Origin of the sequence: Wukongibacter baidiensis (assembly GCF_050888315.1) — a bacterium.
Lineage (GTDB): Bacteria > Bacillota > Clostridia > Peptostreptococcales > Caminicellaceae > Wukongibacter > Wukongibacter baidiensis.
This window is the reverse complement of the sequence record NZ_CP138202.1, coordinates 3197345-3219047: the sequence shown is the minus strand read 5'-3', so window position 1 is coordinate 3219047 and position 21703 is coordinate 3197345. Positions and strand designations below refer to the sequence as shown.

Below are 21703 nucleotides of genomic sequence, written 5' to 3'. Positions count from 1 at the left end.
GTAAATTAATAGTTCTTATAAGTTTTAAATTTTATTACTAGATATTACTTTTGAATTACAAGTTGTTTACAAAGGGAATTTTTTCAAATTATTGTAATAAAATCTTTTTAAAGACATCCCTAAAGGATTAAAACTATCGCATATTATGGAAGAGTCTAAATAAAGGAGGAAAAAATATGAAAAAGATTGTATCCTTTGTATTAGTAATGACATTCGTGATTACAACAAGTTTTTCAGTATCATTTGCTGATCCTTGGAAGCATGGAAGTGGAAAAAAATTGCCACCAGGATTAAAAAAGAAAGGGCACTTACCACCTGGTATTGCAAAAAAATTCAATGATATTGATGATTACGTATGGGCTGAAGATGCTATAGAGAAAATGGTTGAAAAAGGAGTTATAAAAGGTATTGGAGAAGGGTTATTTGCACCCAAAAGAGAGGTAACTAAATTGGAAGCAATAGTTATGGCACTCAGAGTAATGGGAGAAGAAGATGAGGCAAGAGAGTATCAAGTAAAGATTAAACAAGGCAAAAGAAAACTGGAGATTAAAGACCGTCTACAAGAGTGGGCATACGGCTATGTTGCATTGGCAGAGGAAAAAGGAATCTTGGATGAAGCTGATATATTATACTTTAAACTAAATGAACCAGCTAAGCGTCATGAGGTAGCAAAATATATTGTAAGAGCTTTGGGATATGAAGATGAAGCACAAGATCATATGGATGAAGACCTTGATTATAAAGATGCATCATTTATACCACAGGGTTCAGTTGGATATATATATATTGCCAATAAGGAAAAAATAATACAGGGATATGAAGATGAAACCTTCAGACCATTAAATACAGTAACTAGAGCAGAAATGGCAGTGATGGTAGATAGAGTAGATGATGAAATCGATGAAGATGAGCTTAAAGAGTATGAAGGTGAAGTAGAAGATATAGATAACGATTATGATTGGATTAAAATAGATATAGGAAGTAGGGATAAGAAGTTTGATATAACAAGTAAAACAGAAGTAGTATTTGAAGATGATATAGAGGGAGATATAGAAGACATAGAAGTAGGAGACGAAGTCCAAATAAAAGTAGACGAAGATGATGAGGCGATATACATTGAAGTAGATAGAGAATTATATGATGAATATGAAGGTGAAGTAGAAGATATAGATAACGATTATGATTGGATTGAAATAGATATAGGAAGTAAGGATAAGAAGTTTGATATAACAAGTAAAACAGAAGTAGTATTTGAAGATGATATAGAGGGAGATATAGAAGACATAGAAGTAGGGGACGAAGTCCAAATAAAAGTAGACGAAGATGATGAGGCGATATACATTGAAGTAGATAGAGAATTATATGATGAATATGAAGGTGAAGTAGAAGATATAGATAACGATTATGATTGGATTGAAATAGATATAGGAAGTAAAGATAAGAAGTTTGATATAACAAGTAAAACAGAAGTAGTATTTGAAGATGATATAGAGGGAGATATAGAAGACATAGAGGTAGGAGACGAAGTCCAAATAAAAGTAAACGAAGATGATGAAGTGATACATATTGAAGTGGATAGAGAATTATATGATGAATACAAAGGATTTTTTATAGAAATAGACGATGAAGAAATGTCTATCCTCGTATCTCAAAAAATTATCAAATTTGAGATTGATTCAGACGTAAAGATTAAATTCAAGAACAAAGAAGGGGATTTGGAGGATTTAATAGTTGGAGATGTGGTAAAAGTTTTTACTGAGAGAGATGAGGATGAAATTATGTTAATTGAAGTTGATAGAAATTTATAGTACTAGAGCTAGCGAAGATGTATGAAGATGATTTGTAAAACCACTGGAAAATCCAGTGGTTTTTTGTGATGATTTTTTTCTTCGCTTTACTATAAAAGTAGAATCCTCATTTGCCGTAAAATGATTCATATAGCAAAACTTAATTTATATTGTAATAAAATTTTCAAAAGGGTCCCCAAAAATTCTAATAGTAGTCGTAATCTATATAGAACGAGTTAAGAGAGCTACAAGTAAAGAATTTGTTGTATAGAGATTCCAGTCAAAACTTTAATTTATACACATCAAAAATCCCCAGAAACGTCGGATATTTTGATATGTATAAATTAAGATTTACTTGGAACTCTCTATAGGGATTCAAGTAGAGACTTTAATTTATACATATCCAAAACTCCCAGAAACGCTGAGTATTTGTACATGTATAAATTAAGTTCTACTATATGAACCCTATATAGTCGACATCAAGGAAGAATACAAGGGAGGACAAAAATGAAGAGAATAGTAAGTTTTATGGTAGCAGTATTATTAATTGCATCGGTATCTATGACGGATACTTATGCCATGGGGAAGAATTATAAACACTTTTATAAAAAATCGGGCAATAAGAAAGGGAATACGTCAGTAGTATTTGTAAAACAGTTTTATGATATTGATGGCTATGATTGGGCTGAAAGAGCCATAGAAAAAATGGCTATAAAGGGTGTTATAAAAGGGAATGGCAATGGAAATTTTGCACCGAAAAGAGCGGTTACTAAGCTTGAATCAATAATTATGGCACTAAGAGTTATGGGTTATGAAGACCTAGCTAAGGTTAACTTAGATAGAGTTAGAAGAGGAACTAAGAAGTTAAAAAATAAGAATAGAATTGAAGAATGGGCCTATGGATATATTGTAGTAGCCTTAGAGAAAGGAATACTAGACGAAGTCGATCTTATAGAGATGAACTTAAAGGCACCGGCTCAGAGACATGAGGTTGCTAAGTACATAATAAGAGCCTTAGGATATGAAGATGAAGCACAGGAGTATATGAAAAAAGAGCTAAGATTTATTGATGCAGGAGCGGTACCTCTTGGTTCAGTAGGTTATGTATATCTTGCTGATAAAAAGGGTATTATTTCCGGTTATCCAGATAAGACATTTAGACCTAGTAGAGCTGTAACAAGGGCTGAAATGGCAGTTTTGATTGCTAGATTAGACGATAAGGTAGATAGTGATATCGACGAGAATGAAGAGTTTGCAGAAATAGTTAAGATTAAAGGAGATGAACTTTCTTTAAAGGTAGATAATAAGATTAAAACCTATGAAATTTTAGAGAATACTCCTGTTTATACTGAAGATGGCAAATACGTTTCTACAGATGAGCTTTCGGTAGGAATGAAAGTAAAAATACAACTTAATGATAAGAAGACAATAATATTTATTGAAATCAAGGAATATGAAGAGGAAGTTATCCTTGATATATATGAAGGAGAAGTAGAGGAAATAGAGGATGATGAAATAACAATTAAAGTAAATAAGATACAAATGACCTTTGATATAGAAGACGATGTAGAAGTTGAATTTAAGAACAGAGATGGCAGTTTAGAAGATATAGAAGAAGGAGACGAAGTTAAAGTAAGATTAAATGAAGATGAAGAGATAGAGTATATAAAGGTATACAGAGATTTAGAGGAAAGTGAATATGAAGGTGAAGTAGAGGAAATAGAGGATGATGAGATAACAATTAAGGTAAATAAAGTAGAAATGGCCTTTGAAATAGAAAATGATGTGGAAGTAGAGTTTAAAAATAGAGAAGGTAGTGTAAAGGATATAGAAGAAGGCGATGAGGTTAAAGTAAGGTTAAACGAAGATGAAGAGATAGAGTATATAAAGGTATACAGAGATTTAGAGGAAAGTGAGTATGAAGGAGAAGTAGAGGAAATAGAGGATGATGAGATAACAATTAAGGTAAATAAAGTGGAAATGACCTTTGAAATGGAAAATGATGTGGAAGTAGAGTTTAAAAATAGAGAAGGTAGTGTAAAGGATATAGAAGAAGGAGATGAGGTTAAAGTAAGATTAAATGAAGATGAAGAGATAGAGTATATAAAGGTATACAGAGATTTAGAGGAAAGTGAGTATGAAGGAGAAGTAGAGGAAATAGAGGATGATGAAATAACTATTAAAGTAAATAAAATAGAGATGACCTTTGAAATAGAAGATGATGTGAAGGTAGAGTTTAAAAATGGAAAAGGTAGTATAGATGATATAAAAGAAGGCGATGAGGTTAAAGTAAGAGTTGATGATGAAGAAGTTGAATATATAAAGGTATACAGAGAATTAGATTATGATGTTTATGAAGGTCTTTTTATAGAGTTTGATGATGATAAGTTACTAATGAGTACATCAAAAGAGGTTGTAAAGTTTGAAGTGGATTCAGATGTACAGGTGATATTTGAAGATAAAGAAGGAGATATAGAAGATTTAACAGTAGGCGATGAAATCAAGGTAATTGTTGATGAAGATGACGATGATGAGGTTAAGTGGATTGAAGTAGATAGAGATAAATAGATATAGAGAAAAGTTAATATATAAACTAACAATCCTAAGATATTGAATTATTTTCAACCACTGGAAAAATCCAGTGGTTTTTTGTATGCATCAAATAAATTATAATTTATTTATGAGGTTTAAGTACCCTAAAATATTAATTTGCTACGTATATCTATGTTGTAAAAGGTGGTGAGAGATTGGGCCCATTTCTAAAAATGTTTAAACGAAAAAAAATAAATATTGAAGATAGACTTAAAAAGATTAAGAGCGGAGATAAAGAAGAGAGAGAGAATCTTATTAAGGAATATACACCTTTTATAATAAAGAGTATAACGAAGGTAACAAATAGATATATCGAAATAGAAAACAATGATGAATTCAGTATTGGTCTAGAAGCATTTAATGAGGCCATTAATAAGTATGAATTTGAAAAGGGGAATTTCATTAAATATGCAGAAATAGTTATTAGAAACAGAATAATAGATTTTCACAGAAAAACAAAGAGGTTAAAAAACACAATATCAATAGATAGGGATAGTCCAGTAGAGGGCAATGTAATAGAGATGCTAAAAGAGAATGACTTTACAGACAAGTATGATATGAAGGATCAGATATATAGGCTGCAAACTCTATTGACGGAGTTTAATATCACCTTTAGTGAACTTGTTAATGAATCACCAAAACACATTGATACTAGACTAAACTCTATTAATATTGCAAAGAACATTGTGAAGAATGGAGATATAAAAGAGGATTTGATTAGAAAAAAGGTTTTACCGGCTAAAAAAATTATGGAGAGAATAGGCGTAAGTAAGAAGGTTTTAAAAGGAAATAGAAAGTTCATTATTGCTACTGTGTTAATACTTGATAGTGATTTAGATTTATTAATAGATTATATCTGTCAAGTAGAGGGGGGGATGAAACATGGTGCATAAGGGTTTGGTAATGGAGTACACAAAGGATTACATAATAGTTCTTACCGATGATGCTAATTATATAAAGCTAAAGAATAAGGGAAAGATAGATGTAGGAAAAAAGATAATGTTTATAGAAGAGGACATTATTAAAGAAAAGAATAAGTATGTACGTCCATTTATAGGTGTTGTAGCGGCTGTTATTATGTTAATGACCATTATAATAGGTCAATTTGGTACTAATTTGATAGATAGTTCTAAAGCCTATGCTATAGTGAGCCTTGATATAAATCCAAGCCTAGAATTCCAAATAGATAAAAAAGAGATTGTAAGGAAGGTTAAATCCTTAAATAAGGATGGCGAGGAACTTATAGATGATAGTATGATAGGAATGAAGATTGAGGATGCAATCACCATAAGTATAAAAAAAGCTTTAAATAAGAATTATTTAAACGGTAAAAACAATATTGTATTAGTTTCAGATGTGATAATAGATGATAACCCCCAGAACCCTACTGTAATTGAAAAGAAGATTTTTAAAAAAGTTAATGAAGATAATGAGCTAGAAAATATAGATGTCATATACGTAGATTCAGATAAGGAAGACTTAGAAAAAGCAAGGGAAAATCAAGTTTCTGTTGGGAAATATAAGGTCTATGAAATTGTTTCAAAGAATAATCCGGGTGTAAAAATTAATGATATAAAAGAGAAAAAGGTTAGTGAAATAGTTAAAGAGAACAAGGAACTAACCAATGCTAAAAAAGTTAAGACTAAGAAAAAAGATGATAAGACTAAAAAGCAGAAAAATAAAGAAAAAAATCAAAAGAAAAAATCTAAGAAGGAAAATATTGAGAAACAAAAAAACAAAAAGGAAAGTAATTTAAAAAAGAAAAGAGATAAAAAAATTGCAAAGCAGAAAAAGCTGAAAGAAAAACGAGAGGCTGAAAAACGAAAAAAGAAAAAAGCTAAGGATAAAAATGACCTAAAGAAGGCTAAAGAGAAAAAGAAAAAGAATGACGAGATTCTTAAGAAGAATCAAGATAATGAAGAAGATAGTAAAAATAATAAAAAGATTAAACCAAAAGAGAAAAAGACTAAAAAAGAAAAACAAAAGAAGGACAATAAGAAAAACAAGGGTAATAAAGACAAGGATGATTAGCATAAGTATATTGCCTTAATATGTGCCATGAAAAAGCCGCCTGATCAAATGATTATATGATTAGGCGGCTGATTTATTCATAGAATGAATAGAATCGGAAGTAGCTATATCAACATTAAGGGTGATTTTCATATGATATATATTTAGCTCAAGCGTTTAATTATATGTTTTCTCTCAAGTAACAAAGTAAAAAAACTGTTGTAGGGAGCTACCGGATTTCTATTCAGTAGAAAAAATGAAGCCTTAACTCCTTGTTACTAAGAGTATATGAAATAGCAATTAATATGTTACATATAAATAAAATTATTTTATCTTAGATTATTTTATACACTTAATTCAAATAACAGGAATATTATAAACTAATGATGCAATTGTATAATAAATAAGGTATATTTCTAGAGCGGTTAAGACTATATGTATTAAGAGTTTTTTAGATTGTAATTATGCAATTTGCTCTAGTTATTATTATTTAGGGGGAAAAAAGATTTATGAAGAAGATAAATCAAAAAATTGATACAACATTAGATTTAGCTTTGCAACTCCCCGAAGAAAGAAAACAGAGAAGTGGATATCTTAAAACTGGATTTGAGACGCTAACAGATACTTGGGAGGTAATAGTAAAGTATACAGGTAAAAATATAAAAAAGATAGCAGAGGAGCTAGATGCAAGTCTAGAGATTCTTAGCGACAGATTTGCAATATTGACAATTGAGGAAGAAAAGATATATCTATTATCTCAATATAAAGAAATAGAATATATTGAAAAACCCAGAAGATTGATTAATTCAATAAATACAGTAAGAAGATATAGTCTGGATGACTTACAAAGGAACTATGCAAATGATTTACGTGGAGAAGGGGTGCTAATTGGAATAATTGATTCTGGAGTAGATTACAGCAACTTAGACTTTATGAATGAAGATGGAACAACGAGGATAATAAGCATATGGGACCAATCCGTTGTGGAAGGCGAGCCTCCAAAGGGATTTAACAAGGGCACAGAATGGAGTAGAAAAGAAATTAATGAGGCTTTAAAAAACATAGATGGAGACGAAGATCTATCGGCGATACATCATGTAGATGCACTAGGACATGGAACATGTATAGCAGAGATAGCAGCAGGTAATGGAAAATCAAGTGGAGAAAATTATTCGGGAGTAGCTCCGAAGACAGAACTTATAGTTGTTAAGTTAGGTGCCCGAGGAGGAGAAGGATTCTCGAGGACCACTGAATTTATGCGTGCTATGAGATATATAGTAGATAAAGCTAAGAAACTAAAAAAACCCATTGTAATAAATGGAAGTTATGGAACAAATGAAGGAGCTCATGATGGCAACTCTCTATTTGAAAGTTTTATAGATGAAATCTTGGACGAATGGAAAGTGACGATGGTAGTGGCTGCTGGAAATGAAGGTAATGCAGGTCATCACTTCGGAGGGAAAATAGAAAAGGACGAAGAAAAAGAAATCGAGTTAGAGGTAGGCAAAGAGGAGAGAGTAATTACATTAGAGATATGGAAGAGCTTCCATGACATACTATATTTTGAACTCATATCGCCCTATGGACATTCTAGTGGCAGGATGAGAACTGATGAAGACCTATATAAAATTGACTTGGACAATTTGGAATGCTATGTATGCTTCAATGAGCCAAATCAATATGATAAGAGTCAACAGGGATATATTCTAATTCTACCCAAGAAGGATACTATTAAGGATGGGATATGGAAACTAAGAATCTACGGTGAAAATGTAGTAGATGGAAATCTAGATATTTGGTTACCTATGTCAGAGGTGGTAGGTGAGGAAACTAGATTTCTTAAGCCTGAGATAAACGGTACAGTAAAGGTTCCAGGAACAGCTTCTAAGGTAATTACGGTTGGCAGTTATGATCCTCTAACCGATAGCGTTTGTGATTTTTCAGGGAAAGGAAATCTAAAACTTGAGGATAGCATAAAGCCCGAATTGGTTGCCCCATATAAAAATATAATCAAGCCCATCGACAAAATTGATAATGGTAGTTTAGTTGGTACAGGGATATCAGCAGCCTATGTAACTGGAGCGGCAGCACTCTTAATGGAGTGGGGAATAGTAAAAGGAAATGATCCAGACCTGTATGGGGAAAAAGTAAAAACATATCTTACTAAAGGAGCCATGAGGAAAAATAGAAATATAGAATTCCCTAATAGAGTATGGGGATTTGGTAGCCTATGGATAGAAAATAGTATAGCCATGGCAGAGGGTGGAGGATTTAGAAGTTATAATGAGACCAAAGTAGATAATGAACATATAAATGAAAGGATAGTGAAGGTTTTAGGAGTTCATCCTAGACTTATGAATCCTGTCTTTTTATCGTATCTTCCTAAGATTTACAAAAAATATAAATATAGAGATTAAATCCCGGTTAGAGATAAAAACTCATACTAAAACTGAAAAAACTAGATTTAATAATTTAAAACGGGATTATTTTAGGATAATATTTTTTAACTAATCTTTATTGGTGAATTGTTGAATTGATGAATCTGTAAAATGGTGAATCAGCCCATTTATGAATAATGCATAGTGAATGTTGAAAATATTGGCCCGAAATGATTGGTGGGAAATTATCATTCTCTATCATTTTTTAGAGAGCACCATAATCTAATCAGCTCAGAATCTTTATTGTGTAGCTCCATAGTTCCGCTACCGAACCAATCCACACTTCTAAAAAATTAAATTCTAGCTAGTTTCAGTTTTAGTATCAATTTTTATAGGATATAGGTATTAAAACAGTTTTGACGAATTGAGTAAGGCAAGGAACGGGTATAAACCGTTCCTTGTCATTAAAGCTTAGAACCAACAAAATAACCCTAATCTTTCTTATTAGACTTATGTTTTTTAAACTTCTCCACTAAGTCTTCTAGAGAATCATGAATATTGTATTCCATTTCAAAGGCAATGGATTTTTTTAACATGGCCTTGTCTATAGCTTCTGACAAAAGATCAGCTTTGTTTAGAGTCTTTTTATACAAATTCTTTACTATATTTCTATCATAATTTATTTTTTTAATAACCTTAATTTCATAGCGGTATTGGCTTTGATTACCTTCGTTATTTATTAGATATCCAATCCCATCCTTTATGTATTCTTCACTTCGATTCAGTGTGAGATCTTCTAGGGGTGACATTGCAAAGCCGCGGAGGTTTTTATTATATTCAATTGCTGTATCTAATGGAAGCTGTTCCCCATTCTCTGTCCAATCTACTAAGGTTTTGGCCTTTGCACTATTTATGGCCATTGAAAGTTCCATTTTTTTATTAATTAATGAGTCGATTAAATAGAGTGCATCCTCGAGGCTAATATCAAGATCACTCTTTTCTTCAATCAACTTTATTTCATCACTTTCATTCTTTAGAACCTTGCTTTTCAAATGCTCTTCTCTTGTATTATAAATCAAAGTATCATTAATGAAAAAATTCTTTAACAAATCAATATTCTTCTGCAAAAAATTTGCGTATCTACCGGCTTCCTTGATATTTAACATCAATAATTCCTCCAATCACAAATTCTGGAACAATATAATTATAAATTAAAATAATGAAAAGTACAGCATAGTAACATATATGTAAATATCTTGTAATAATGTAGTAAAATTTCATTTGTAAATGGACACTGATGTACATTCATTTTTTCATGAATGGTAGAATTGAAAATGGTATAATATATCCATAGATTAAATAACCCTAAAAAAGGATGGTTACCATGAAGAGGATAGATGAAAGAGATACGATGTTTGCTAGAATGAGCTATCAGAAAGACTCGGAGCAATATGATGACTACTATAAAAGAAACCCCGACAAGAAAGAGGGAGACGATGAATTAAGGGCCCTTCCAAATATATGCGGAGAAGGAACAGCTACCTTCCACCCTTTACATTCCCCCTTTGCCGATGCAGGATTTAGATTTTTAGGAGACATAAAGAAATATGTAGAGGGAGAAGTCAATCCAAATAGGGTAGAGATAGAGGCCGAGGAAATAACAAAAAAGATAAAAAAATTCTCAAAGTATTTAGGAGCAAAGCTTGTAGGTGTAACTAAAATGGAGGATTATCATTTCTATACCCATAGAGGAAGAAATCCAGAAACCTATGGTGAAAAGATAGATAAGTTTCCGAAATACGGTATAGTTTTTGCCGTGGAGATGGATAAGGAAATGATAAACAGAGCGCCTCAATGTGAGGAAGTATTAGCCGTTACAAAGGGGTATGTAGATGCCGCTATAATAGGTATGTGGCTGAGCTATTACATCAGAGAATTAGGATACGATGCACGAAATCATATGGATGGAAACTACTTAGTAGTTGCCCCTTTAGTTGCTCAAGATGCCGGTCTTGGAGAAATAGGGAGAAATGGAATACTGATAACTAAAGAATATGGACAAAGAGTTAGATTAGGTGTAGTTACTACTGATATGCCTTTAATCCCCGATGAAAGAAATGACTTTGGAATCAAAGAGTTTTGCAAGGTGTGTAACAAATGCCCAAAGACCTGTCCAGGTAAAGCTATATCCCGTGATGATATGGAGCTTATTGATGGCGTTATGAGATGGAAAATAAATCAAGAGCAGTGCTATGCTGTATGGAGAAGATTAGGTACTGACTGCGGAGTATGCTTGTCAACATGTCCATTTAGTCAAGGTGTTTCTATGGAGCTAATAGATGAAATGAAGGACTCTAAAGAAGCCATGGAAAAGATACTGAAGGAATATGAAGAAAAATATGGAATCAGACCATATACTAGAGAGCCTTTAGATCTATTGAAATAGTAAATATAGGGTTTGTTAGTATAATATAGCTTTTACTAAAAACCCTATATTATAGAGATATGATTATTTATATCATGGAGGATACTATGAAGAAATCCTATACCATATTAATATTAGTCCTTATAATTCTATTGTTTAATAATTTTTATGCAACGGCAATAGACGTTGAGGGTACATATAAAACCATTGCAATTGCTGGAGATGATGCCCTTCCACCCTTTGAATATATAGATGAAAAGGGGATTTATAAAGGATTCAATGTAGACATAATGAGAGCGATCTCTATTGAAGAGGGTATTGAGATAGAGATAATACCTATGACTTGGTATCAGGCTATGGATAAATTGAATAAGGGAGAAATAGATGCGATACAAGGAATGAAATATTCGAAAACCAGAGATATAAACTATGATTTTTCAAATCCCTATATTCAAACATCCCATTCAATATTTGTTAAGAATGATAATAAGTATATTCATGAGATAAATGACCTACAAGATAAAAGGGTGGCTATCCAGAAAAACGATATAAGTAAATACTTATTGGCAAGTAGAGACATCAACAACCTTATTGAAGTTGATAATCAAGAGGTGGCCCTTATTAAGTTAATTAATAATGAAATCGATGCTTACGTTGGAAATAAGTTGACCGGAGTCTATCACATACAAAAGAAGGGTTTTGAAGAGAAGGTAAAGACAGTAGGTGATGATCTCCTTTTAGAAAATTATTGTGTAGCAGCTTTAGAAGGTAATGAAGAAATAATTAAGATATTTAATGACGGTATTGAAAAAATAATTGCTAATGGTACCTATGACAAAATATATAAGAAATGGTTCGGACAATATTTCTATGATGACAGCAAGGTACTTAAAAATATCCTAATGGCATTAGCTGCGTTACTTCTATTAGTAATCCTTATTACAATATTTACAGTAAAATGGAATAGGGAACTAAGGAAAAAGGTAGAGGAGAGGACCGTTGAATTAAGGACAGAGAATATACTTAAGGAGAAGATATTAGACTCAATATTTAGCTATATAATAGTAGTCGATAAGAATAAGCAAATATTACTCATGAATGATAAGGCTGAGGGATTAATAGATAGTAAAAAGGATAAAGTCCATGTAGATAAGACTGTTTTTAGTAAAATAATAGATAAGGATGATCTAAGGGAAGTAATACAAAAGGGTAAGGAGATAAAGCATAAAGAAGTTGTAAGCAGCGTAGATAACTTTAGCACATATCAATATAATCTAAGCCCAATATCCATAGATAACGATAATTTTGGAGCGGTAATCAGCATAAAGGACATAACGGAAGAAAAAATCCTAAGAGAAAGTCTAATAGCAAAGGACAAGCTTAAAACTCTAGGTAGACTAGCTGCTACGGTAGCCCATGAGATAAAGAATCCTTTAACTGCCATAAAAACATATGTCCAGCTAATACCTGCAAAGCTTAATAGCGAAAGGTTTAGGGAAAAGCTTCTTGAGGATGTACCAAGGGAAATCGAAAGACTTGATAAATTTATAAATGATCTCTTAAATTACTCTAGACCTAGAAAGGGAAAAAAGGAAGAAATAAATCTCCAAGATGTTATTAAAGGAACCTTGAGATTTTTAAACAGAGAGGCTAAAAAGAATGAAATAGAGATGAGCTGTAATATTGATAGAAACTTGAGGATACTAGCATCTAGGGACCAGATGAAGCAAATTCTTATGAATCTACTCCTAAATGCTATAGATGCCGTAAAAGAGGTAAAAAATCCTCGGGTGAGAGTATATTCTGTGATGAATGGTCAGTATATAAATCTTATAGTTGAAGATAACGGAAATGGATTTGATGAGGATTTAAAAGATAGAATATTTGAACCATACTATACGACGAAATCTGATGGTGTAGGCTTAGGCCTTGCAATAACGCAACAGTTAATCAAGAAAAACAATGGAGAAGTCTCAGTAGAGTCAAGGAAGGGTATAGGTACAAAATTCATAATAACCCTAGGGCACTCAAAGAATAACACACTGAGTAAAGGAGATACAGCATGCATAAACTCTTGATAATAGATGATGAAGAAGCTATTTGTAGTTCCTTGCAATTTGCATTTGAAGATGAATACAAGACCTATGTAGCCAATGATTTTTATACAGTGGAAAAATATGTTTCTAAACACTATTTAGATATTATACTATTAGATCTAAAATTTGGTGACATTGATGGCCTGGAAGTACTTAAATACATTAAAAAGAAGCTTCCAGAATGTCAAATTATTATGATGACTGCATATAGCAGTATAGATTCATCTATTAAGGCTATGAGATTAGGAGCTTGGGATTATGTTTTAAAACCTTTAAGCTTAGACAACTTGAAAATAATAATTGATAAAGCCCTAGAATACAAAGCATTAAGCTCTAGACTTCAGGTCATGCAGGATGAACTTTCGACCATAAATACCGATGAAATCATTGGAAAGTCCAAATCAATGCAAGATGTATTCAATCTGATCAATAAGGTTAAAAATGTAGATGTAAATGTATTGATTACCGGTGAGAGCGGAACAGGAAAAGAGTTAGTAGCTAGAGAAATTCATTATAATGGAGAGAGAAAAAAGGGTCGATTTGAGGCCATTAACTGTGGAGCCATACCTAAAAACCTCATAGAAAGTGAGTTGTTTGGCTACGAAAAAGGAGCCTTTACGGGGGCTGTAAAGACGAAAAAAGGAAAGTTTGTACTTGCCGATGGAGGGACTCTATTTTTAGACGAAATAGGAGAAATGGATGTAGATACACAGGTTAAGCTTTTAAGAGTGATTCAAGATAAGATGGTATATCCAGTTGGAGGGGAAGAAGCGGTAAAGGTAGATGTTAGAATCATTGCTGCAACCAATAGAAAATTATTAGATGAAATAGAAAAGGGAAACTTTCGTCAGGATCTTTATTATAGATTAAATGTTATTAACATTAAGATGCCAAGCCTTAGTGAGCGTATAGAGGACATACCATTATTGGTAGAACATTTCATAAAAAAGTATAATGATACTCTAAATAAAAATATAAAATCTGTCTCACCGGAGGCATTGCAGCTCCTTAAATCATACAACTATAAGGGAAATATCAGAGAGCTTGAAAACATACTGGAAAGGGCAGTTATTCTAACGGATAAGGATATAATAGATATCTATGACTTGCCTGGTCAAGTAATCAGTGATGAGAATGTAAAAATTTCAGATGACAAGATTATCGTAAGTATATATGAAACTATAGAATCAATAGAAGAGAAAGTGATAAGGAGAGCCCTTGAAAAGTGTGATAATAAAAGGAAAACAGCAAAGATACTTGGAATAAGTGAGAGAACCCTATGGAACAAAATAAAAAAATATGAAATATGAAGCCGTTAAGGAATATAACTTAGCGGTTTTTTGAGGTCATTTTTCGAAGAAAAATCTGACCAAAACTCAGGGGCTCGATGTCCCTGAGTTTTTATTATGCAAAAAATTCATAGTCTGCAAAATTTGCATACATTGGATTGGTATTTTATATAAAAGCATGAGAACAAATGAGTAAGAGAATTATTGAAATTCAGTAGTTTTCACAATATTACATAGAAAACGAGCTGTTTGGAATAATACTTGCATTATATAAGATTGAATAAAAAATAGGAGGGGAATATTAATGAAGAAAACAATCGCTATTATTTTAATGATCTGTATGACCTTAGCAATATTTACGGGGTGTCAGGGGCAGGAAGCTAGTAACAAAAAACAGTTTGTAACCCTTGTAACTGGTGGTACAGGAGGAACATATTATCCTGTAGGAACTATATTTACTACGCTATGGAATGAAAAACTAGGAGAAAGCGGAGTACAAGCTTCTGTGCAATCATCCGGTGGTTCAGTTGAAAATTTAAGCATGCTTAAGGATGGCGAAGCGCAATTTGGTATCGCCATGGCTAACCTTACTTTATTTGCATACAATGGAGAAGAAAGATTTAAGGACAATAAATTTGAAGACGTAAGATTTGTTACTGCATTATGGCCTGATGTTACACAATTTGTGGTGACAGAGGGTTCTGAGATTAATTCTATAGGAGATATAAAGGGAAAAAGATTTAGTGTAGGTTCAGCGGGTTCAGGTACAGAGTACAGTACTAAGCTTATATTAGAGACTATTGGAGGTCTTAAATACGAAGACTTTACTCCGGAGTATCTAGGCTATAGTGAGGCCTCAAGTGCAATGCAAAACAGCCAAGTTGATGGTATGAATGCAGAAGGTGGTCTTCCTACATCAGCAGTATCAGAGATAACAGCAAGTAAGACAAAGGTAAAGATTCTTGGATTTAGTGACAGTGACTATGATAAGCTTCACGCTGTGGCACCTTACTATGGTCAATTCACAGTACCAAAGGGACTTTACACAGGTATAGATGAAGACATTAAAACGGTAGGTGTAAAATCAGCACTTATTTGTCATGCTAACCTTGATGAAGATTTAGTATATGAATTAACTAAAACATTATATGAAAACTATGAATCGATCGTAGGTTCTCACAAAGCTTTAGAATTTATGGGCATTGATGATGCTATTAAGGGCTTACCTCCAGTGCCTCTACACCCAGGTGCGGTAAAATACTATAAAGAAAAGGGTATTGAAGTTCCAGAGCATTTAATAAAGTAGAGAAAGATACTAAGTTATAGAATAAATTACAGGACGTTTAGTTCTGTAATTTATTTGTAGATGTGTAAGAGGAAAGTTAGTCTGACTCAAGTAGTCACTGAGAATTCCTTTTGGCTCATGCAATGAACCTGTTTTGAGTTGAGAGAAAGAAGGTAAAGACAGGTTCATTGAAATCGCTCACAAGGAAACCTCAGAGTCTACTTTCGCTTGTGAAGATTTCATGTTATAAATCTAGAATAAAAGAAAAAGGAGGTAAATAAGTGAAGGAAAACATCGCAGAAGTAAACCAACACGAAGAAGAAACCAGTACACGTAGATTCTTTGGCAAGACGGCAGCCTTTGTAATGATATTTGCTATAGTTACTTCGGTAGTTCATATCTGGATGAATAGCTTCAGTCTAATGATGGTAATAAAGAAAAATGCTATACATTTAGGATTGATGCTGGGACTTACTTTTTTAATGTACCCTGCTACAAAAAAATCTTCAAAGGAAAAGCCCAGTATTTTTGACTGGATATTTTCCGTATTAGGTATTTTTACAGGAATATATATTTATTTGACCTATGACAGTTTGATTGACAGGTCACTTACTCCAAATACAATAGATTATTGTTTTGCAATAATAACTGTATTACTAATATTAGAAGCAGCTAGAAGAGCTGTAGGATGGATTTTACCGGTTCTATCGATGTCATTTATATTTTACGCAAAGTTTGGATATCTATTTCCAGGAGTCTTGGCCCACCAAGGCTTTACATGGAAAAGGATATTAACAAGAATGTATCTTACTGATAATGGTGTTTACGGTGTAACCTTGATGGTTTCAGCTTCATATGTATTTATGTTTATACTATTTGGATCATTTCTAAACAAATCAGGTACAGCAAAATTCTTTAATGATTTTGCCTTGGCCTTTGCAGGAAAGTTCAGGGGCGGTCCTGCAAAGGTTGCTGTAATGGCCAGTGGGTTAATGGGTACAATAAGCGGTAGTTCCCAGGCCAATGTTGCAACTACAGGAGCTTTCACTATACCTCTTATGAAGGAGGTTGGATATACTCCTAGATTTTCCGCGGCAGTAGAGGCAGCAGCATCGACCGGTGGAATATTAATGCCCCCGATAATGGGTGCAGCATCCTTTATGATGGCATCATTTTTAGGAGTGCCTTATCTTAAGGTTATGGTAGCAGGTATCATACCGGCTCTGTTCTATTACTTCGCAATCTTTATAATGGTAGACTTTGAAGCACAAAAGCTAAACCTAAGGGGACTTAGCGCTGATAAGCTTCCAAATCTTAAGGCGGTTATAAAGAAACAGGGACATTTAATGATACCTATAATAGTTATATTAATATTACTTGTAAAGGGATTAACTCCTTTATATTCAGCTTTTTATGGATTGATTTCAGTAATAGTTGTCAGTTTTGTAAAAAAATCAACTAGAATGTCCATAAAGGATATACTTGAAGCTTTGGAGGATGGAGCTAAAAATGCTGTTCCCGTTGCAATTGCATGTGCAGTTGTTGGATTTATAGTTGGTGTGGTATCTATGACGGGTCTAGGTCAAGTTTTAGCCCATAATATTCTAAAGCTCTCCATGGGTCAAACTTGGCTAGCATTGTTATTAGTTATGGTAGCCTCTATATTCTTAGGTATGGGACTTCCTGCTACTGCATGCTATATAATTACGGCTAGTATAGCTGCTCCAGCACTAATAAACATGGGTGTAAATCCTTTAGCGGCTCATTTCTTTGCATTCTATTTTGGAACATTATCAGCTGTAATACCCCCGGTAGCGCTGACTTCATATACGGCTGCGGGACTATCAGGTGCAAATCCTACAGAGGTTGCCTTTACAGGATTTAAGCTTGCATCGGCAGGGATAATAATACCATTTATGTTTGTATACTCTCCAATACTGTTATTACAAGGAGATATAAACCCGATAAGTATGTTAACAACAATTATTACGGGGTTAATAGGAATATGCCTTCTCGGAGCAGCCAATGAAGGATATCTAAAATGTAAAATTAATAAATTTGAAAGCTTAATACTTTTCATAGGGGCTCTTACTTTAGTTTATCCAGGCCTTATTACCGATGCTATTGGTTTAGCAATTGGTTTGGGAATATTTTTCAAGAATAAAAAGAAGAGTGAAAAGAGATTAGCTGTATAATTAAGGGGAATAGACTAGGTTTAAAAGGGATATTGGGATTGGTATATAAGAAGGGCTGTATCTTAGATGGATTTCTTAAGATACAGCCCTCGGGTATTTTTGAAATAATTTGAAATCAGTCATTTTGAGATGTGCTATTCTTTTTCTACTTTAAATCTCAATACAGTTTTCAGTTTCTCTGGAGCTGTTTTTCTAAAATCGCTTAGATATATCTCTCTATGTTTCATAGAAGTTCTTTTAATATTATTTTCCATACAATACTGTGTCATTAATTTGAAGCTCTTTGGTTCATCATCATAGGGACCTATATGCAACATCTGTACACAGCTACCCTCATGTATTGTTTTGAATTCAACTTGTTCTAGCAATTTGTGGGGCTTTTTTTGTTTAGTCAGTTCTATTATCTGATTGGCTAAATCCTCTATTAAAAAACTAGGCTGTCTAATCATTAGTTCAAAGGCCAGGTTATCCTTATCCAAAACTCCTGGAACATACTTACTCTTATCAGCTAGATCCCATACACCTTCAAGGGGGTAGACAGTGTATTCGTAATAATCACTGGGCGGGTTGTCCCACTTATATGACATTCTTATTGCGTATGATAAAGAGTATAGTACAGAAATATATTCTTCAAAAGCCTTATCGTTAGGGTTACACTGTCCTTTGATTGTAAAATATTTAAAGTCTGGTATTTCAACTAATTCAGGAGTTGATTTGGGAATATAAATATTCTTTTCGTGTTTTCTCCATTCCTTTTTCATAACCTTAAGACTCCTTTTTATGTATATTATAACAAACCAAATACGACAGCCCTGTGTCGTATTGTAAAAATTATTTTTAGTTTCTACTAGAATTGTACAAGAAGGTTTGAAATATTCCCCTATTTTAATATCTATCATCTATAAATTCCTTTCCCAGTTTTGAGTACTCTATGAAGAATTTAGAACTAAAATTTCATAATATAGAAAGACTTTTGATTACAGAATTCAATGTCAACTTTTAATGTTAACAAAGTGAACGATCAAGGTTGACAATCGAACATGCCTAGGTTAACATATAGTTATGTACATATTTAATTGCTTGAAAGGAGAACAACTATGAAGTTAAAAACTCGAGATATGATTCTAGTAGCACTATTTGCAGCACTAACAGCTATAGGAGCGTATTTGAAAATACCAACTCAACCTGTACCAATCACACTACAAATTCTATTTTGTATGTATGCTGGGATTTTATTAGGTTCTAAGCTTGGTTTTGCATCACAAATTGTATACGTTTTAATGGGACTTATAGGTTTACCTGTATTTGCAAATGGAGCATCAGGATTTGGTTATGTATTACAACCAACATTCGGATTTCTAATTGGATTTATATTATGTGGATATGTAACGGGGAAAATCAGTGAAAAAGTACGAGATGTAAAGGGAATCAAAGGTTTTACTCATCTGTTAATTGCAGCCGTATGTGGTTTGGCAGTAGTTTATCTAGTGGGTGTACCTTATCTTTATATGATATTTAATGTATACAAAGGTAATGCAATTACTTTTAATACTGCACTTAAATGGGGTTTCTACCCATTCATAGTTCAAGATTTAATAAAATGCTCTTTAGTGGCTTTAACGGCTGTTAAAGTATTACCGGCACTAAGAAGAGCAGGATATGTTGACTAATTGTTGAATGCTATAACTTTTGAGAAAAGGAGATAAACCTATGGAGATCAAAAAGCTCATTTCTGATGTTACTGAGAGGATATTAAGTGGTGGGGCAATTGCCTACGAGGAAGCAATACAATTTATAAATATTGAAGAAAGTGATAAGGACGCACTTGAAGCATTATTTGATGGTGCAAATAGAATAAGAGAAAAATTTGTTGGAAAAAAGGCTGACCTTTGCACAATAATGAATACCAAGTCAGGAAAATGTTCAGAGGATTGTAAGTTCTGTGCACAGTCTGCCCACTATAAAACTGGTGTAGAGGAATATGAACTTCTAGACTACGATAAGATTTTAGAAAGAGCTAAAGAAATGGAAGAATGCGGAGCCCATAGATTTTCTCTTGTAACAAGCGGTAGGGGAATGAAGGGTAAGGACTTCGATAGAGTAGTAGAGATCTATAGGAGATTAAATGAAGATACAAATCTAAAATTATGTGCTTCCCATGGGATTATTGACTTAGAGCAAGCTTTGAAATTAAAGGAAGCCGGAGTAACTATGTACCACCATAATGTTGAAACCAGCAAGGACTATTACAGTGAAATCTGTTCAACACATACCTATGAGGATAGGGTAGCAACTATAAAAAATATAGTAGATTCAGGGCTTGAGCTTTGTTGTGGTGGTATTATCGGCATGGGAGAAGACAGAGAAGAAAGAGTTAAAATGGCATTTGAAATTAGAGATTTAGGAGTAAAATCTGTACCTATGAACGTACTTAACCCAGTCAAGGGAACTCCAATGGAAGGCACAGATGTACTATCTCCGACAGAGATTTTAAAGACTATGGCATTATATAGATATCTAATACCTGATTGCTATGTAAGGTATGCTGGCGGAAGAAATGCTCTTAAAGAAATGCAAAACATAGGGTTTAGAGCCGGTGTAAATGCTGCATTAGTTGGCAACTATTTAACTACAGTAGGCAATAATATAGCTGAAGATAAAGAAATGATTATGTGTGAGGGCTTTGATATATAGAAATTAAAGTTTTGACTGAAATCTCTATATATAGAATAGAGATTAATTAAAAAATATAACTCGGGTTATAATATGACGACGTGGATAAAAATGTGACATGGGGACTAACACATCTGACATACACTCTTTTAAGTGTGTCTGAGTGTCTGTCCCCGTGTCATATTTTCTAAACTTAATCCTAAAGCAGTTTTTTTAATGGAATCTATATACCGATCTCATTATTTTCTAAGTTAAGGAAGTGATTGATATGAGTAAAGGAGTATTTATAATCGGAACCGATACGGACGTAGGAAAGACTATAGTTACCGCAGGATTAGTCCATGTCCTCAGAAAAAGTGGAATAAATGCATGCAACTTTAAAGGGGTACTCAGCGGTGGAATCTATGAAGAAGGGAGCCTTATTCCTGGAGATGTGAAACTAGTTAAGGATGTATGCAACATCGATGAAGAATACGAACTTATGAATCCATATTGTTTTGAAACTCCAGTATCGCCCCATTTGGCAGCTAGGTTAGAAAAAGTTGAGATAAGTAGGGAAAAGATATTAGATACCTACAGAAAATTAGGAGAAAAATATGAATTCATTGTTGCAGAAGGAGCAGGTGGATTGGTAGTACCCATTATAGACACAAGCTACTTTATATACGACCTAATAAAGGACTTGAACCTTCCAGTAATCATTGTGGCAAGGGCAGCAGTAGGAACCATAAATCACACTGCTCTAACCGTTAAGTTCGCAGAAAGTATTGGATTAGATGTAAAGGGAATTATTATAAATAGATATACCGATGAAGTACATGTAAATGACAACATAGAGACCATAAAAAAGATAACTAATAAGGAAATTCTAGCAGTTATAGATGATTTAAAGGATTTTGAGAGGGAAGATTTTAAGAGCTTGAAGATGGAGTTTGAGGAAAAGATAGATATTGGTAAGATAATATAGATCTGC

15 protein-coding genes are annotated in these 21703 nt (G+C 33.2%); 13 read left to right on the top strand and 2 right to left on the bottom strand.

Annotation, left to right across the window (positions count from 1 at the left end; translation table 11 throughout):
• Nucleotides 1-176 precede the first annotated feature (176 nt).
• The 5 genes from R9X47_RS14550 (at nt 177) to R9X47_RS14530 (ending at nt 8806) form a co-directional block, all read left to right on the top strand.
• Nucleotides 177-1808 carry an S-layer homology domain-containing protein gene (locus R9X47_RS14550; RefSeq protein WP_432661778.1) on the top strand — a complete coding sequence of 544 codons (1632 nt, stop codon included), beginning with the start codon at nt 177-179 and terminating at the stop codon, nt 1806-1808.
• Between the two features lie 486 nt (nt 1809-2294).
• Nucleotides 2295-4355, top strand: a complete 2061-nt coding sequence (locus R9X47_RS14545; protein WP_432661777.1) for an S-layer homology domain-containing protein — start codon at nt 2295-2297, stop codon at nt 4353-4355.
• Nucleotides 4356-4534: 179 nt separating this feature from the next.
• Entirely contained in the window at nt 4535-5272 is a 738-nt protein-coding gene (gene sigI / locus R9X47_RS14540) for an RNA polymerase sigma-I factor (protein WP_432661776.1), read from the top strand.
• The gene (locus tag R9X47_RS14535) at nt 5262-6410 is read left to right on the top strand and encodes an anti-sigma factor domain-containing protein (protein ID WP_432661775.1); all 1149 of its coding nucleotides are present in this window, start codon (nt 5262-5264) and stop codon (nt 6408-6410) included. Before sigI ends, R9X47_RS14535 begins: the two co-directional genes overlap by 11 nt.
• A gap of 488 nt (nt 6411-6898) precedes the next feature.
• On the top strand, nt 6899-8806 hold the full coding sequence (locus R9X47_RS14530; RefSeq protein ID WP_432661774.1) for a S8 family peptidase: 1908 nt from the start codon (nt 6899-6901) through the stop codon (nt 8804-8806).
• A gap of 452 nt (nt 8807-9258) precedes the next feature.
• Here the strand turns inward: R9X47_RS14530 and R9X47_RS14525 are convergent, their stop codons facing one another.
• Nucleotides 9259-9933: a hypothetical protein gene (locus tag R9X47_RS14525; RefSeq protein ID WP_432661773.1), complete on the bottom strand. Its 675-nt coding sequence runs from the start codon at nt 9931-9933 to the stop codon at nt 9259-9261.
• Between the two features lie 218 nt (nt 9934-10151).
• Between R9X47_RS14525 and R9X47_RS14520 the strand changes: the two genes are divergently transcribed.
• The 5 genes from R9X47_RS14520 to R9X47_RS14500 all read left to right on the top strand — a co-directional run bounded on the left by R9X47_RS14520 (nt 10152) and on the right by R9X47_RS14500 (nt 18057).
• Complete coding sequence (locus R9X47_RS14520) at nt 10152-11213, top strand: 4Fe-4S dicluster domain-containing protein (RefSeq protein ID WP_432661772.1); 1062 nt, start codon at nt 10152-10154, stop codon at nt 11211-11213.
• An 86-nt stretch (nt 11214-11299) separates the two neighbouring features.
• Nucleotides 11300-13270, top strand: coding sequence for a transporter substrate-binding domain-containing protein (locus R9X47_RS14515; RefSeq protein WP_432661771.1), 1971 nt, complete (start codon nt 11300-11302; stop codon nt 13268-13270).
• A complete protein-coding gene (locus R9X47_RS14510; RefSeq protein WP_432661770.1) occupies nt 13255-14598 on the top strand; it encodes a sigma-54-dependent transcriptional regulator in 1344 nt (447 codons plus the stop codon). Before R9X47_RS14515 ends, R9X47_RS14510 begins: the two co-directional genes overlap by 16 nt.
• Before the next feature lie 283 nt (nt 14599-14881).
• Entirely contained in the window at nt 14882-15883 is a 1002-nt protein-coding gene (locus tag R9X47_RS14505) for a TAXI family TRAP transporter solute-binding subunit (protein WP_432661769.1), read from the top strand.
• Nucleotides 15884-16143: 260 nt separating this feature from the next.
• Nucleotides 16144-18057 carry a TRAP transporter permease gene (locus R9X47_RS14500; protein WP_432661768.1) on the top strand — a complete coding sequence of 638 codons (1914 nt, stop codon included), beginning with the start codon at nt 16144-16146 and terminating at the stop codon, nt 18055-18057.
• A gap of 134 nt (nt 18058-18191) precedes the next feature.
• Here the strand turns inward: R9X47_RS14500 and R9X47_RS14495 are convergent, their stop codons facing one another.
• Nucleotides 18192-18818, bottom strand: a complete 627-nt coding sequence (locus R9X47_RS14495; RefSeq protein WP_432661767.1) for a GyrI-like domain-containing protein — start codon at nt 18816-18818, stop codon at nt 18192-18194.
• 336 nt (nt 18819-19154) lie between these two features.
• Between R9X47_RS14495 and R9X47_RS14490 the strand changes: the two genes are divergently transcribed.
• The 3 genes from R9X47_RS14490 to bioD all read left to right on the top strand — a co-directional run bounded on the left by R9X47_RS14490 (nt 19155) and on the right by bioD (nt 21697).
• Nucleotides 19155-19727 carry a biotin transporter BioY gene (locus tag R9X47_RS14490; RefSeq protein ID WP_432661766.1) on the top strand — a complete coding sequence of 191 codons (573 nt, stop codon included), beginning with the start codon at nt 19155-19157 and terminating at the stop codon, nt 19725-19727.
• 46 nt (nt 19728-19773) lie between these two features.
• The gene (gene bioB / locus R9X47_RS14485) at nt 19774-20751 is read left to right on the top strand and encodes a biotin synthase BioB (protein ID WP_432667637.1); all 978 of its coding nucleotides are present in this window, start codon (nt 19774-19776) and stop codon (nt 20749-20751) included.
• A 247-nt stretch (nt 20752-20998) separates the two neighbouring features.
• Complete coding sequence (gene bioD, locus R9X47_RS14480) at nt 20999-21697, top strand: dethiobiotin synthase (RefSeq protein WP_432661765.1); 699 nt, start codon at nt 20999-21001, stop codon at nt 21695-21697.
• The last annotated feature ends 6 nt before the right edge of the window (nt 21698-21703 follow it).

Excerpts from the sequence above, each read along its gene's own strand:
- R9X47_RS14550 (WP_432661778.1), top strand. The coding sequence starts at position 177 with ATGAAAAAGATTGTATCCTTTGTATTAGTAATGACATTCGTGATTACA.
- R9X47_RS14545 (WP_432661777.1), top strand. The coding sequence starts at position 2,295 with ATGAAGAGAATAGTAAGTTTTATGGTAGCAGTATTATTAATTGCATCG.
- R9X47_RS14535 (WP_432661775.1), top strand. The coding sequence starts at position 5,262 with ATGGTGCATAAGGGTTTGGTAATGGAGTACACAAAGGATTACATAATA.
- R9X47_RS14530 (WP_432661774.1), top strand. The coding sequence starts at position 6,899 with ATGAAGAAGATAAATCAAAAAATTGATACAACATTAGATTTAGCTTTG.
- R9X47_RS14525 (WP_432661773.1), bottom strand. The coding sequence starts at position 9,933 with ATGTTAAATATCAAGGAAGCCGGTAGATACGCAAATTTTTTGCAGAAG.
- R9X47_RS14520 (WP_432661772.1), top strand. The coding sequence starts at position 10,152 with ATGAAGAGGATAGATGAAAGAGATACGATGTTTGCTAGAATGAGCTAT.
- R9X47_RS14515 (WP_432661771.1), top strand. The coding sequence starts at position 11,300 with ATGAAGAAATCCTATACCATATTAATATTAGTCCTTATAATTCTATTG.
- R9X47_RS14510 (WP_432661770.1), top strand. The coding sequence starts at position 13,255 with ATGCATAAACTCTTGATAATAGATGATGAAGAAGCTATTTGTAGTTCC.
- R9X47_RS14505 (WP_432661769.1), top strand. The coding sequence starts at position 14,882 with ATGAAGAAAACAATCGCTATTATTTTAATGATCTGTATGACCTTAGCA.
- R9X47_RS14495 (WP_432661767.1), bottom strand. The coding sequence starts at position 18,818 with ATGAAAAAGGAATGGAGAAAACACGAAAAGAATATTTATATTCCCAAA.
- R9X47_RS14490 (WP_432661766.1), top strand. The coding sequence starts at position 19,155 with ATGAAGTTAAAAACTCGAGATATGATTCTAGTAGCACTATTTGCAGCA.
- bioD (WP_432661765.1), top strand. The coding sequence starts at position 20,999 with ATGAGTAAAGGAGTATTTATAATCGGAACCGATACGGACGTAGGAAAG.